Origin of the sequence: Billgrantia endophytica (assembly GCF_002879615.1) — a bacterium.
Lineage (GTDB): Bacteria > Pseudomonadota > Gammaproteobacteria > Pseudomonadales > Halomonadaceae > Halomonas > Halomonas endophytica.
Map to the genome: position 1 here is coordinate 233,272 of NZ_PNRF01000037.1, position 14,446 is coordinate 247,717.

Consider the following 14,446-nt stretch of genomic DNA (forward strand, 5'->3'; position numbering starts at 1 on the left):
CCATTCTGCTCCTATTGCTGCACTGCGTCATTCTCATCCGCCGGATCGGGCTCGTCGCCCGCTTGAGTACCCTCTTGCCCTTCGATGCCCGCACCACCGGCTTCGCTCGGGTCACTGTCCACCCCATCGCCGTTAGTTTCGCCACCAGCTCCCGGCTCAGGCTCCTCCTCCCCTTCCCAGTCGGTTTCGCCCTCACCTTCCATGTCACCGGTGTCCGTCGCACCGTTCTCACCTCCCATGGTGGTTCCGTCATCCTGGTCGGCGGTGGTACCCATCTCCTCCTCTTCGGAATCTGCAGCAAATGCCAAGGGGGCGGCCACCAGGCCAACCACCACGCCAAACACGCCAATGCGCTTGAGAAACTCTTGAGACATCATGGCCAAATACTCCCTGTTCGAGTGTTTCAATAAATCTTCACTCATACAGCGATACCGGAAGGCTGTACCAGTACCGCCCATCCATGCCAAATAACGCACCTCCAAAGCCGTATCGAGCGGTGCCGCTCGACGGTTCGGAACGGCGTCACCCAACGCCCTTGACACCGGCTACCGATGCCAAGGCAAGGTGGTAGCGAACCACCGTGCTGCCAGCACAAGGACGATGAGTCATCTACAAGATAGTGCGTCCATATACCCATTGACATATAGCCGGCATGAAATCAGCAAAAGGTATAAATTAACGTGTTTTAAATAAATGAAGCTTCATTTAGCCAATGGGCCAACCCGCCTCCTTGCCGTCCAAACAAGCCACGGACAAGAAGGAATAAGCCGCCGTGCCTCTCTACACTGAAACGAGAATACCCGATCAGGAGGATTTCCATGTTTCGTGACCGTCTGGACGCCGCTGAGCGGCTCGCGCATGAACTCGAAACGGTCAAGGGCCAGAACCCGCTGATACTGGCCATCCCGCGAGGCGGCGTTCCCATGGGACGCTACCTCGCCGATGCGCTTGAAGGAGAGCTCGACGTGGTTCTGGTGCGCAAGGTCGGGGCACCGGGCAACCCTGAATTCGCCATTGGCGCCGTCAGTGAGGATGGCAGCGTACACCTGGACGAGGCTGCGGCACGTTTGTGCAGCGATGACTGGCTTGCCAGCGAGATCACGCGCCAACGCGAACTGATCAAGACCCGCCGCAGCCACTACACACCGATCCGCCCTCCTATCGACCCGGCTGGACGAATCGTTGTCGTCGTGGACGATGGCAGCGCCACGGGGGCCACCATGGCAGCCGCGCTGGCAACCCTGCGCCAGCGGAACCCCCAGCGCCTGATCGCAGCACTGGGGGTGGGGTCGCGGGATGCCCTCGCCCACCTGAAAACCCTGGCAGACGACGTCGTCTGCCTGGCAGCGCCTTCCCACTTCCAGGCCGTGGGGCAATTCTTTGACGACTTCGCCCAGGTAAGGGATGAGGACGTGTTGGACCTTCTGCCCCCGTAGCAGGAGGAAACGATTTTCGGCCCAATGCAACAACGCGGCGCAGCAAAAAGGGCCGGCGCCCCTTGGAGCGCCGGCCCTGATGTCATGGCCGCATGCTTACCTTCGACTTACTTGGCTGAGCTTGCCGTCTTGACGTTCTCTTCGGCCAGCTTCTGACCCTTCTGCAGGAATTCCTGGCCAAGGGTCACGACTTTTCGGGTATCGCCCTGCAGACGCTCGCCCAGATCCTGAGCGACTTTCTGCTGCGATTCCACGACCTGCTTGAGGCCTTCGGCATCCTTGATGTCGGACCAGGCCCGCGCCTGTGCCAGGCTCAGTTCGGTATAGGTACGAACCGCATTCAACTGGGTAGCCAGCAACTTCTCGCAGTACTCCAGTGTAAGCGAACCATAGGCACGCGCCGGGGTAATGAACAGGGCTTCGAACTGCTGGGTAGCTTTTTCGGTGGCTTTTTCGGACTTGCTCATGGAACACCTCCAGTATGCTTCGTGTGGTCAAGGCAGCTCCGCTCCGAAACCGCCTTGCTGCAGTGCAGCATAGCAGGCCGTTTTGTGCATCGCAACACGTTTTCAGCGCTGTCCGAACAGGTGCCTCCTGGCTTCCTCGTCCATCTCCACCCCGTTCTGTGGGTTGATCTCCTCGGCACGGGCATAGGCACGGGCAACCGCCGGGCGAGCCTCGACATTGCGGAACCAACGCAGCAGGTTAGGGAACTCCTCGATATCCAGCCCCTGTTTTTCATAAGGCTTGATCCAGGGCCATATGGCCATGTCGGCAATGGAATACTTGTCTCCTCCGACATACTCGTGATCCTCGAGCCGCTGGTCGAGCACCCCATAGAGTCGCGCCGTCTCACGAAGGTATCGTTCGATGGCGTAGTCAATCTTCTCGGGAGCGTAGTTGCGGAAATGATGGTTCTGCCCGGCCATGGGACCAAGCCCGCCCATCTGCCAGTACAGCCATTGCAGTACCACGTAACGCTCACGTCCTGCTCTGGGAAGAAAGTCGCCGGTCTTGTCGGCCAGGTATTCGAGAATGACCCCGGATTCGAACAGAGACAGCGGCTGGCCGCCATCCGCCGGGGCACAGTCGACAATGGCAGGGATGCGGTTATTGGGTGCTATTTCGAGAAACGACGGAGCGAATTGTTCGCCGCGGCCAATATTGATTGGATGGAGCTCGTAGTCGAGCCCCGTTTCCTCGAGGAAGATCGTGATCTTGTGACCATTGGGTGTGGTCCAGTAATAGAGTTCGACCATGGCAACCTCCTGTACAGGTAGACACCTTCCTGAGCCACCACTTGGCTATCTGCCCGCCTATCAGCGGTAGGCACCCTGGATGTCGGTGATGCGCATGGCATTGCGCCCCAAGCCATCGTGAAGATCAAGCATGCGCTCCAGCCAGGCGTGTACCGGATCGGCGTTGGAGACCAGGTCGGCACTGGAGACCACGCGCGCCCACAGGAAATTGCCGAACAGGATATAGTCCGCACCGGCGGGTGCGCTGCCGTCAACGAAGTCCGCATCACCGAGGCAGGCACGCAGCGGCTCCAGGGCCGCATCCAGTTGCGTCAGCCCTTTGGCCGGTGAATGGAATTCCTCGAGGGTGCGACCGAAGCGCTTCTCACGCGTCTCACGGAAGTAGGCGCGGTCCTTGGGGTGGATGGCATTGAGCAGATCCATGACGATGGTACGCATCATGGCGGGCGCCAGGGAACGTTCGGCATAGTACTTGAAGAAGCGTGCCCGGGACTCGGCCATGCCATCCCCCAGCAGCGGCGCCTCGGGATAGGTGCGATCCAGGTAGCGCAGAATGTCGTAGCTATCGACGACGGTCACGTCACCATCGACCAGTACCGGCACCTTGTCATGGCCGGCGAAGGTCAATGCCTCCTTCTCGGTGAATCGCCAAGGCCGCGTTTCCACGTCCAGCCCCTTGTGGGCCAGCGCATAGCGAACACGCCAGCAGTAGGGCGAGAAGCGCAGCCCCTCGTCGATGCCGCAGAGATCGTAAAGGACCCTTGCCATGCCGCCTCCCGGTTTCAATCAATGATCGTCAGTCGATAGTGCCAGCCTTTGCCGGGTATTGCCATCGACTCTCAGCGGGCTGATCAGGCAGCTAAAGACTTGTCCATTAGTCTAACCTTTTCAAGGTTGCCAGCCAGGACAAGAACTCAAAAAAAAATTATAACATAATGTTTTTCATGTCTTTTTATAAATAATGCATTAGCGATACATTCGAAAAACATTGGTCATACCAATTATCCAGGAATGGCATCCTTAACGCCGTCTCCGTATCTTCCCATGACGCACGACGACCGTGGGAATTTACGACACGGCCCGCCAATCGTTCCTACTGCCTAAACACCAACAAGACTGCGAGGTAACGTCAGCTCATGACGGATACGACACTTGCTCTACTTGCCTTCACGCCGCTGGTGCTCGCTGGTGTGCTGCTGATCGGGCTGCGCATGCCGGCCAAGACCGCCATGCCGGCGGTCTACGTGGTCACCGCGCTGATTGCCCTGTTCGCCTGGGACATGACCTTCACCCGGGTCATCGCCTCCTCGCTGCAGGGCCTGATACTCACCGTCTCTATCCTGTGGATCATCTTCGGCGCCATTCTGCTGTTGAATGCCATGAAGTACTCGGGAGGCATCGCCGCCATTCGCAACGGCTTCTCGGGCATCAGCCCCGACCGTCGGGTGCAGGCGATCATCGTCGCCTGGCTGTTCGGCTGCTTCATCGAGGGCGCCTCCGGCTTCGGCACCCCCGCCGCCGTGGCCGCACCGCTGATGGTGGCGCTGGGCTTCCCGGCCCTGGCCGCCGTGGTCGTCGGCATGATGATCCAGTCCACCCCGGTCTCCTTCGGTGCCGTGGGCACACCGATCGTGGTGGGTGTCACCGGGGGCGTGAACCAGAGCGCCATTACCGAGCGTCTGACCGCCGAGGGCGCCACCTGGGCCGAATACTTCCGCCTGATCACCGCCGAAGTCGCCATCGTCCACGGTATCGTCGGCATCCTGATGCCGCTGATCATGGTGGTGATCATGGTGCGTTTCTTCGGTGCCAACCGCTCGTGGAAGGAAGGCCTCTCCATCACGCCGTTCGCCATCTTCTCGGGCGTGGCCTTCGTGGTCCCCTATGTACTGGCCGGCGTGCTGCTGGGGCCGGAGTTCCCGTCGATGATCGGCGCCATGGTGGGTCTGGCCATTGTCGTGCCCGCCGCCCGCCGCGGTTTCCTGATTCCCAAGGACACCTGGGACTTCCCGCCACGCGAAGCCTGGCTGGATGAGTGGATCGGCAAGTTCGAGATCAAGCTGGACGACATGGCCGGCAAGACGCCGCTGTCCACCGCCATGGGCTGGGTGCCCTATGTGCTGCTGGCCGTGCTGCTGGTCATCTCGCGCACCGTGGAGCCGGTTCGCAGCGCGCTGAACTCGCTCACTTTCGGCTGGAGCAACATCCTGGGCGAAGCCGGCGTCTCGGGCAGCCTCGAACCGCTCTACCTGCCAGGCGGGATTCTGGTCTTCGTGGTACTGCTCACCGCCCTGATCCATCGCATGCGCGCCACTGAACTCAAGGCCGCCTTCAGCGAGTCGTCCCGCACCATCCTCGGCGCCGGTTTCGTGCTGATCTTCACCATTCCCATGGTGAGGATCCTGATCAACTCCGGCGTCAACGGAGCCGACCTGGTCTCGATGCCGGTGGCCATGGCGCAGTTCGTCGCCAACGGGGTGGGTGATGTCTATCCGTTCTTCGCTCCTGCCGTGGGTGCTCTTGGGGCCTTCATTGCCGGCTCCAACACCGCCGCCAACCTGATGCTGGCCGAGTTCCAGTTCAACGTGGCCGAAGCGCTCGGCGTCTCCACCGCGATGATGGTGGCCTTGCAGGCCGTGGGCGCTGCCGCCGGCAACATGATCGCCATCCACAACGTGGTGGCGGCCTCCGCCACCGTGGGCCTGCTGGGTCGCGAAGGCACGACGATCCGCAAGACCATCCTGCCGACGATCTACTACCTGGTGTTCACCGGCGCCATCGCCATGATCGCCATCTATGTGATCGGAGTCAGCGACCCGCTGATGGGTGCTGGCTGACGCCTGCCCTAGCCACGAAAAGCCCCCATGGCCCCTGAACTACACCCAGGGCCGTGGGGGCTTGTACTTTGGATCGTCAGGGCTTCAGCCGATGCGCTTGAGCTCCCGGGAATGGCGACCGCCGCGCTCGACGTAGCCGGCGGCGTTCTTCTTCAGGCCTTCGATAGCCTCGAAAGAGAGTTCCCTGATCACCTTGGCTGGCGCACCAACGATCAGCGAGTTGTCGGGAAATCTCGCCCCCTCCTTGACCACCGCCCCGGCGGCCACCAGGCAGTTCCGGCCAACCACCGCACCGTTGAGGATCACCGCCTGGATGCCGACCAGGCTGCCATCGCCGATGGTGCAGCCGTGCAGCATCGCCTGGTGCCCCACTGTCACACCCTTACCGACGGTCAGGGGAAAGCCGGGATCGGCATGAAGCACTGCACCGTCCTGGATGTTGCTCTCCTCGCCAACCTCAAGATGATCGGTGTCCCCGCGCAGCACCGCTTGGTACCAGATGCTGACATGGCGCCTCAGGGTCACCTGGCCTATCACGTCGGCTGTCTCGGCGATGTAGACCTCCTCGTGGATGTCCGGTCGATGTTCCCCATACTGATAGATCGCCATGATGCTCTCCTCCTGTCACGTGCCTGATTGCCACCCTAGGCGGCATGCGTTGCGAAGTGGCTCTTGAAGGTTGGTGCCAGCGCCGGATCAGGCCAGCGCCTGCTCCAGCAGCCGGGCCACGTGCACCGCCTCACGTGCGGTGCCATCCTTGATCTGGTGCCGGCAGCTGGTGCCGTCGGCCACCAGCACGGCGTCGTCACCACCCTCGCGTATCGCTGGCAGCAGCGACAGTTCGGCCATCTTCAGCGAAGCGTCATAGTGTTCCACCTCATAGCCGAAGCTACCCGCCATGCCGCAGCAGGACGACTCGATGGTTTCGACATCCAACCCGGGAATCCATGACAGTACCCGTTCGATCGGGCGCACGGCATCGAAAGCCTTCTGATGACAATGACCGTGAAGCATGGCCCGCCGGTGGCCAAGCGGCTTGAACGCCAGCTGCAACTCGCCGGCCTCGCTCGCCTTGACCAGGAACTCTTCGAACAGGAAGGCAACCTCGGACAGTGCCCTGGCCTCCTCGCCGAGGCCGTACTGCAGGAACTCGTCGCGCATGCTCAACAGGCACGACGGCTCGAGACCGACGATGGCCACACCACGGCGTACATAGGGCATCAGGTGCTCCAGGGTGCGACGCGCCTCGGCCTTGGCCTTGTCGAACTGGCCCGATGACAGGTAGGTGCGCCCGCAGCACAGCGGCCGCTCACCCTTGCGGGCATTGAGGTGCACCTGATAACCAGCGGCTTCCAGCACACGCTTGGCGGCCCTCGCGTTGTCACCCTCCATGTAGTTGTTGAAGGTATCGACGAACAGCAGCACCTCTCGGGCCGCAGGCGGCTGCTGTTCGTGAACTTCGGCCAGAAAGTTTCCGTGGAAGGCCGGCAACGATCGTTTCGGGGCCAGCCCCAGCGCCTGCTTGATGCCCCGGGCAAGGAACGGCACCCGCTCGATACGGTTGACCAGGCCGGAGCACTTGCTGGCCCAGGGCGCATAGCGCGGCATTTCGCCGACCATGCGGTCGCGCAGGGTCAGCCCCTTGGCGCTCACCCAAGCGGCACGCGCCTCGATCTTGAACTTGGCCATATCCACGCCAGTGGGGCAGTCGCGCTTGCAGCCCTTGCAGGAGACGCACAGATCGAGCGCCTCCTTGACGTCGTCGCTGGCCAACCCCTCCTCGCCCAGTTGACCGGAGAGCACCAGCCGCAGGGTATTGGCCCGCCCTCGGGTGAGATGCTGTTCGTCCTTTGTGATGCGGTAGCTGGGACACATGGTGCCGGCATCGAATTTGCGACAGTGGCCGTTGTTGTTGCACATCTCCACCGCCATGGCCAGGCCATGGGTGGGATCGCCGGCGCTGCCGGGTTCGCTCTGCTCACCGGTCAGTGGATCACGCTTGACGTTCCAGGCCGACCAGTCGAATACCGGTGTCAGCGGAATCGCCTGATAGCCCTTGGGGAAGCGGAAGTAGCGATCGTCGTCCATCGTCGGCGTGTCGACGATCTTGCCCGGATTGAGCAGGTTTTCCGGATCGAACAGCTGCTTGATCTCGCGAAAGGCGTCGTTGATCCTTGGCCCGAATTGCCAGGCCACCCACTCGCCGCGGCACAGGCCATCGCCGTGCTCGCCGGAGTAGGCCCCCTTGTACTCGCGCACCAGTTGGGATGCCTGCTCTGCGATCTCGCGCATCTTCTCACCGCCATCGCGCCGCATGTCGAGAATCGGGCGCACGTGCAGGGTGCCAACGCTGGCGTGGGCGTACCAGGTGCCCTCGGTACCGTAGCGGTGGAAGACCTCGGTCAACTTGTCGGTGTACTCGGCGAGATGCTCGAGCGGCACCGCACAGTCCTCGATGAAGGAGACCGGCTTGCCGTCGCCCTTCATGCTCATCATTATGTTGAGCCCGGCCTTGCGCACGTTCCACAGTGACTTCTGCTCGGCGCCATCGGGCATGGCGACCACGCTGTCCGGCAGGCCGAGGTCGGCCATCAGCTGATTGAGCTGATGCAACGACTCGAGCTGGGCATCATGGTCCTGACCGGCGAACTCGACCAGCAGGATAGCCTTGGGCTTGCCGACCAGCGCCTTCTCGATCACCTGGCGGAAGGCCGGATTCTCCAGCGACAGGTCGATCATGGTGCGGTCCACCAGTTCCACCGCAGAGGGGTCGAGCTTGACGATGTGCTGGGTGAAGTCCATCGCCTGATAAAAGGTGGGAAAGTTCACCACCCCCAGCACCTTGTGCTCGGGCAGCGGCGAGAGCCGCAGGGTAATGCGCCGGCTGACCCCGAGGGTCCCCTCCGAGCCCACCAGCAGGTGGGCCAGGTTGACACGGCCATCAGGATCGTAGGGCTTGGGATTCTGGCAGTCGAACAGGTCGAGATTGTAGCCCCCGACCCGGCGCAACACCTTGGGGAAATGCTCACGAATCTCCGGGCCGACCTTCTCGGCAATGACCTTCAACTTGTCGGCCAGCAGTCGCGCCTGCGACCTCTCGGCCATTTCGTCGACGAAGCCGAAGCTCACCTCGCTACCGTCGGCCAGCCGCGCCTCCACGCCGAGCACGTTGTGAACCATGTTGCCGTAGCGGATCGAGCGCGACCCACAGGAATTGTTGCCGACCATGCCACCGATAGTGCACTGGGCGCTGGTAGAGACATCCACCGGGTACCACAGCCCATGGGGCTTGAGCCAGGCGTTGAGATGGTCGAGCACGATGCCCGGCTCGACCATCACGGTACGCGCCTCGGCATCGAACTCGAGCACCCCGTCGAGGTAGCGCGTGGTGTCGATCACCAGCGCCTCACCCACCGTCTGACCGCACTGACTGGTGCCGGCGCCGCGTGCCAACACTGGTATCTTGGCGTCTCGAGCGATATCCAGCGCCAGCGACAGGTCGTCCTGATGGCGCGGGATCACCACGCCCACCGGCATCACCTGGTAGATCGAGGCATCCGTCGAGTAACGGCCCCGCGAGGCGTGATCGAACAGCACCTCGCCGGCCATCTCTCGCTGCAGGCGTGACGCCAACTCGGCCACCGGCTTGACCCTGGCATCGCGCGACAAGGGGGCAAAGCCGCGCATGTCATTACCGCTGCTCATTTGGCAGCCTCGAGCGGATGGTTGGCGAAGTGGTCCAGCGCCGCGGTTACACCGCTGCCCTTGAGAACCACACCGGCCAGTTTCATACCGGCCTCGCAGCCGCCCAGGGCGGCGACCAGTGTGAGGTCGTTGCAGTCACCCAGGTGACCGATGCGAAACATCTTGCCCTTGGCCTTGCCCAAACCCATGCCCAGCGATAGGTCGAAGCGCTCATAGATGAGCTGACGCACCTCATCGGCATCGACTCCTTCCGGCATCACCACGCCGGTCAGTACCGGCGAGTAAACCTCCGGATCCTGGCACTGGATCTCCAGACCCCACGCCTCCACCGCCTTGCGCACCCCGGCCGCCCAGCGCTGATGGCGTGCGAGCACGTGGTCGAGCCCCTCCTCGAGCAGCATGTCGAGGGCCTCGTTGAGGCCATAGAGCAGGTTGGTATTGGGCGTGTAGGGCCAGTAACCGTTTCTGTTGGCCTCAATGATCTCGTCCCAGGCCCAGAAGCTCTTGGGTAGCTTCGAGTCCTGGCTGGCCACAATGGCTTTGTCCGAAATGGCATTGAAGCTGATACCCGGCGGTAGCATCAGACCCTTCTGAGAACCGGAGACCGTCACGTCCACGCCCCACTCGTCGTGGCGATAATCGGCGCTGGCCAGTCCCGATATGGTATCGACCAGAAACAGGGCCGGGTGGGCGGCCGCGTCGATGGCCCGGCGTACCGCAGCGATATCACTGGTCACACCGGTAGAGGTCTCGTTATGCACCACACAGACCGCCTTGATCTGATGATCGATGTCCTCGCGCAGGCGCGCTTCGATCATGTCGGCCTGCACCCCATGCCGCCAGCCTTCCGCCCCCGTCAAGCCGAGGAACTCGGGTTCGAGGCCCAGGCGCAGGGCCATCTTCTGCCACAGGGCGGCGAAGTGACCGGTCTCGAACATCAGCACCTTATCACCCAGTGACAAGGTATTGACCAGCGCCGCCTCCCACGCACCGGTGCCCGAAGCCGGGTAGATGATGACCGGGCTTTCGGTCTTGAAAACCTTCTTGAGCTTGCCGAGTAGCTCGCATCCCAGTGCGCCGAACTCCGGCCCGCGATGGTCGATGGTAGGCAGGCTCATGGCACGCAGAATACGATCCGGTACCGGCGACGGGCCGGGGATCTGCAGAAAGTGGCGACCGGACGGATGAAAGTCGAGGTTCAGCATGATCTTGTCTCCTGGGCTACCTTGGAATTTTGTATTTTTGATAATGAATTCAATTTATCGCCTAAAAAAAGCACCTACTTGATGCAGCCTTCGGCCCGCAAGGTGTCAAGCTCGTCACGGGAGAGCCCCAAGCTCATCGTCAGCACTTCATCAGTATGCTGAGCAAACAGCGGGGCCGGTGAGCGAATCTGCGACGGCGTACGCGAAAACTTGCTGGGGAAACCGATGGTTTTCATCTTGCCGATCACCGGGTGGTCCATCTCCTCGACCATGCCCCGCGCCAGATAGTGCTCGTCCTGCATGGCCTGACCGAAGTCATTGATCGGCCCGGCGGGCACCCCGGCCTTGTCGCACAGCGCCAGCCAGTGGTCGGCGTCCTGCTCGGCCATGACCGCCTCGAGCAGAGCCTCGAGTTCCTCGACGTGCTGGCCGCGGTCGTAGTTGGTCAGGAAGCGTGGGTCGGCCATCAGGTCCTCGCGTGCCAGTACATCGCCGCAGAAACGCTCCCAGGTACGTTGATTGGCGCAACCCAGCATCAAATAGCCGTCGCGGGCCTTGATCGCCTGATACGGCGCCGACACGCGATGGCGCCAGCCGGTTGGTTCAGGGACCCTGCCCTCGGCGAAATAGGCCGCGGCTTCCCAGGCGAACCATGGCAGGCCACACTCGGTAATGGCGATATCGATGTGCTGCCCTTCACCGGTGTTCATCTTGTGGATATGGGCGGCGAGGATCGAGTAGACCGCGGTGATACCGGCGCCGATGTCATACACCGCGATGCCTGTCTTGAGTGGACGCTTACCCTTCTCGCCGGTCATCGACATCAGCCCGCTCATGCCCTGGGCGACCAGATCGAAACCGCCACGGTGGCTATAGGGGCCGGTTTGCCCATAACCGGAGATCGAGCAGTAGACGATGCCCGGATTGATCTCCTTGATGGTGTCGTAATCGATCTGCAACGACTTGGTAACCCCGGTGCGATAGTTCTCGACGATCACATCGGCGTCCTTGGCCAGGCGGTAGAAGATCTGCCGGGCGCGGTCATCCTTGAGGTTGAGCGAGATGCTCTTCTTGTTGCGGTTGATCTGCGAGAAGCAGGTCGACTCGTCGTTGATGTAGGGCCCCATCTGGCGACTATCATCACCGCCGTTGGTCTTCTCGACCTTGATGACCTCGGCGCCCATGTCGGCCAATACCATGGTGCAGTAGGGGCCGGCCATGATCTGGGAGATATCCAGGACTTTCATGTTCTGTAAGGGAAGCATTGGCCCCACCTCGCTTGTCATTAGTGACCCGTCCATTCGAACGGCGTCTTGTTGACGAACTTGTTGACTGCCGCCTTGAAGTCGTCGCTCATGTAGCAGGCAATGACCCAGTCGTCGCCGGCGTCATGCGCCGCCCGGCGCTGCTCCTGCACCCGCCCCACCAGCGCCTTGCTGGCCTGCACGGTGAGCGGCGCCCGCCTGGCGAACTGCGCAGCGATATCGGCCACCCGTTCACGAATCTGAACGGGCTCGATCACTGCATTGACCAAACCGGCATGGCTGGCCTCATCCGCACTGAACAGCTTGCCCATCATCAGGACTTCCTTGGTGCGGGCGATGCCAACCATATCGACCAGCCGTGATACATTGGTGATCGACAGGCAGTTGCCCAGCGTCTTGGCGATAGGTACCCCGAACTGCAGACTCGGCGTGCAGTAGCGGAAGTCGCAGACCATGGCCAAGGCTGCACCGCCGCCCACGCAGAAGCCCTCGAGCAACGCAATGGTCGGCTTGTTGAGTGCCTCGAGCTTACCCACCACACGATCGATACGCCTCTCGTAGCCAATGGCATCCTCGGGTTTCGAGAAATGGGCGAACTGGGTAATATCGGTGCCGGCCACAAAGGCTTCGCCACCAACGCCATGCAGCACCACTGCGTATACCTGATCGTCTGTCGCCAGTTGGTCGCAGTGAGCTTCCAGGGCATCGTACATCTCCCAGGTCATCGCATTGCGGCTTTGTGGACGGTTGAAGCCGAGCCAGGCCACGCCGTCCTGCACCTCGAACAGCAGGCTGTCGTTATGCATGAACTTGTTCTCCTTGATCTCCACTGAGCAGGCCAGCCAGTGGCCTGCTCATCTCTCGACAGGATCGGTCAGCCATAGATGAAGTTGACCAGCGCCAGGGCAAATGCCGGGATATAGGTGTTGATCATCAGGATCGTGAACAGCACACCGATGAACCACAGGTTGACCCTCGTCGTTTTCCAGATATCCGACTTGGCAATCGAGCACGAGGCGATCAAGACACTTGCAACCGGCGGCGTCTGCTGGCCGATGGCCAGGTTCAGCGTCACGATCAGGCCGAAGTGAACCGGATCGATGCCGACTTCCAGCACCAGCGGCAGCACGATCGGCACCACCAGGATGATCGCCGCGGCGGAGTGCAGGAAGATCCCCAGGATCAGGAAGATGATGTTGAGCAGCGCCAGAATCACATACTTGTTGCTGGTCCAATCGCTGATCTGCATGGCAATCGCTTGCGGGACGCGGGTCTCGGTCAGATATCCCCCGACCACCGCAGAGGCGGCCACCAGCAGCATCACCACCGCCGTCTGCACGCCGGCACTCTTGCACGACTCAATGAATGTCTTGACGGTGAACTCGCGGTAGATCACGGCACTGATGAAAATCGCCACGACCACAGCCAGCGCAGCCCCCTCTGTAGCAGTGACAATGCCGCCGAAGATGCCACCGAGGATGATCACCGGGATCATCAGTGCCCAGATCGCCTCCTTGAACGTCGTCCACAGCCGTGAGGCCTGGAAGCGCCCCTCCGATGGGAAGTTGTACTTGGTTGCCAAGTAGTAACACATGCCCGCCAGGGCAAGGGCCCCAAGCAATCCCGGGAAGATACCGGCAACGAACATCTGTACCACCGACTCACCAGACATCACGGCGTACAGGATCATCGGGATCGACGGCGGCAGGATGATGGCCAGACTCGCCGCAGAAGAGGAGATCGAGGCCGCAAATTCCTTGGAGTACCCCTTCTTGCGCATCGCCGGGATCATGATGCTGCCGATCGCCGATACCCCGGCCACCGACGACCCTGAAATCTCGGCGAAGAACACCGAGGCCCCGATGGTCACCATCGACAGGCCACCGCGGATGAACCCGAGCATGGCCGAGGCAAGGTCGATCAGACGCCGCGAGATGCTCGAGGCATTCATGATGGCGCCGGCTAGAATGAACAGCGGAATCGCAATCAGCGGAAAGTTGGTTGCCCCTTCGAACATCGTCATGCCGACCGTCGGCATCGCCATGCTGCCATAGGACATGAACGTTGCCACCGCTCCCACTATCGCCAGAGCAACCGCCACCGGCACATTGATCAGGATGAGGGCGATCAATGCCAGAAATATATAGAGTATGGTCATGACGTCTGCTTATCCTCGTGACTGACTGGTAGCTTTGACGGCATCGGCATCGATTCCTACTTCCTCTAGTTCATGATCGATAAAGCCAGCACCTTTTGCGCTCTTGATGACATCGGGGAGGCGTAACAGCTCAGCGATAATAAACAAGGCCGAGGCAATAGGGATCGCAGATTGGGTCAGTTGCATGGAAATTGCCGGAACACTGATCATATTGACCCCTTCGAGGATCAAGATCACCTGGTAACTGGCAAGCCCGAGGAAGATAAAGAAGCCGATGGTGATTGCTTCTGCAAGCAAAGTGATAGGAACTCGGACAGATGGAGGACACATATTGATCACACTGGGACAGCTGATATGCGCCCCTTTTGCCGCGGCCAGGGCAGCACCATAATAGGTTAACCAGGCCAGTAGAGTGGCAGCGATTTCGTCGTACCAGCTAAACGGCGAGCCCAGCAGGCGCGAGGCGAACCCCAGAGTTACGACACTGGCCAATCCTATTATTATCACTACGACTATCGCTTCAAGAAACGTGAAATACGCCTTCTTCAATGTCTTATAAGCACTCATTGAGACCTCCGGAA

At 61.1% G+C, this 14,446-nt stretch carries 13 protein-coding genes; 2 read left to right on the forward strand and 11 right to left on the reverse strand.

The genetic code is table 11. The features are described 5' to 3' along the window. Positions 1 to 11: 11 nt before the first annotated feature. Entirely contained in the window at positions 12 to 377 is a 366-nt protein-coding gene (locus C1H69_RS18430) for a hypothetical protein (protein WP_102654830.1), read from the reverse strand. A 441-nt stretch (positions 378 to 818) separates the two neighbouring features. Between C1H69_RS18430 and C1H69_RS18435 the strand changes: the two genes are divergently transcribed. Further along, positions 819 to 1,436: a phosphoribosyltransferase gene (locus C1H69_RS18435; protein WP_102654831.1), complete on the forward strand. Its 618-nt coding sequence runs from the start codon at positions 819 to 821 to the stop codon at positions 1,434 to 1,436. Positions 1,437 to 1,543: 107 nt separating this feature from the next. Here C1H69_RS18435 and C1H69_RS18440 read toward each other — a convergent pair whose 3' ends face one another. The 3 genes from C1H69_RS18440 to C1H69_RS18450 form a co-directional block, all read right to left on the reverse strand. After that, positions 1,544 to 1,903, reverse strand: coding sequence for a phasin family protein (locus C1H69_RS18440; RefSeq protein WP_102654832.1), 360 nt, complete (start codon positions 1,901 to 1,903; stop codon positions 1,544 to 1,546). 102 nt (positions 1,904 to 2,005) lie between these two features. Continuing rightward, positions 2,006 to 2,695: a glutathione binding-like protein gene (locus C1H69_RS18445; RefSeq protein WP_102654833.1), complete on the reverse strand. Its 690-nt coding sequence runs from the start codon at positions 2,693 to 2,695 to the stop codon at positions 2,006 to 2,008. Between the two features lie 60 nt (positions 2,696 to 2,755). After that, positions 2,756 to 3,463 carry a glutathione S-transferase N-terminal domain-containing protein gene (locus C1H69_RS18450; protein ID WP_102654834.1) on the reverse strand — a complete coding sequence of 236 codons (708 nt, stop codon included), beginning with the start codon at positions 3,461 to 3,463 and terminating at the stop codon, positions 2,756 to 2,758. A gap of 368 nt (positions 3,464 to 3,831) precedes the next feature. Between C1H69_RS18450 and C1H69_RS18455 the strand changes: the two genes are divergently transcribed. Continuing rightward, positions 3,832 to 5,532 carry an L-lactate permease gene (locus C1H69_RS18455; RefSeq protein WP_102654835.1) on the forward strand — a complete coding sequence of 567 codons (1,701 nt, stop codon included), beginning with the start codon at positions 3,832 to 3,834 and terminating at the stop codon, positions 5,530 to 5,532. An 84-nt stretch (positions 5,533 to 5,616) separates the two neighbouring features. On the opposite strand, the gene C1H69_RS18460 is transcribed toward C1H69_RS18455, so the two are convergent. From C1H69_RS18460 to C1H69_RS18490, 7 genes are all read right to left on the reverse strand, one after another. After that, on the reverse strand, positions 5,617 to 6,141 hold the full coding sequence (locus C1H69_RS18460) for a gamma carbonic anhydrase family protein (protein WP_102654836.1): 525 nt from the start codon (positions 6,139 to 6,141) through the stop codon (positions 5,617 to 5,619). 87 nt (positions 6,142 to 6,228) lie between these two features. After that, entirely contained in the window at positions 6,229 to 9,237 is a 3,009-nt protein-coding gene (locus C1H69_RS18465; RefSeq protein ID WP_102654837.1) for an FAD-binding and (Fe-S)-binding domain-containing protein, read from the reverse strand. Then, complete coding sequence (locus C1H69_RS18470; protein ID WP_102654838.1) at positions 9,234 to 10,442, reverse strand: pyridoxal-phosphate-dependent aminotransferase family protein; 1,209 nt, start codon at positions 10,440 to 10,442, stop codon at positions 9,234 to 9,236. Before C1H69_RS18470 ends, C1H69_RS18465 begins: the two co-directional genes overlap by 4 nt. A gap of 74 nt (positions 10,443 to 10,516) precedes the next feature. Then, the gene (locus C1H69_RS18475; RefSeq protein ID WP_102654930.1) at positions 10,517 to 11,707 is read right to left on the reverse strand and encodes a CaiB/BaiF CoA transferase family protein; all 1,191 of its coding nucleotides are present in this window, start codon (positions 11,705 to 11,707) and stop codon (positions 10,517 to 10,519) included. Positions 11,708 to 11,727: 20 nt separating this feature from the next. Then, entirely contained in the window at positions 11,728 to 12,513 is a 786-nt protein-coding gene (locus C1H69_RS18480) for an enoyl-CoA hydratase/isomerase family protein (RefSeq protein ID WP_102654839.1), read from the reverse strand. Between the two features lie 68 nt (positions 12,514 to 12,581). Continuing rightward, on the reverse strand, positions 12,582 to 13,865 hold the full coding sequence (locus C1H69_RS18485; protein WP_205738540.1) for a TRAP transporter large permease: 1,284 nt from the start codon (positions 13,863 to 13,865) through the stop codon (positions 12,582 to 12,584). A gap of 9 nt (positions 13,866 to 13,874) precedes the next feature. Continuing rightward, a complete protein-coding gene (locus tag C1H69_RS18490; protein ID WP_102654840.1) occupies positions 13,875 to 14,432 on the reverse strand; it encodes a TRAP transporter small permease in 558 nt (185 codons plus the stop codon). Positions 14,433 to 14,446: the final 14 nt, after the last annotated feature.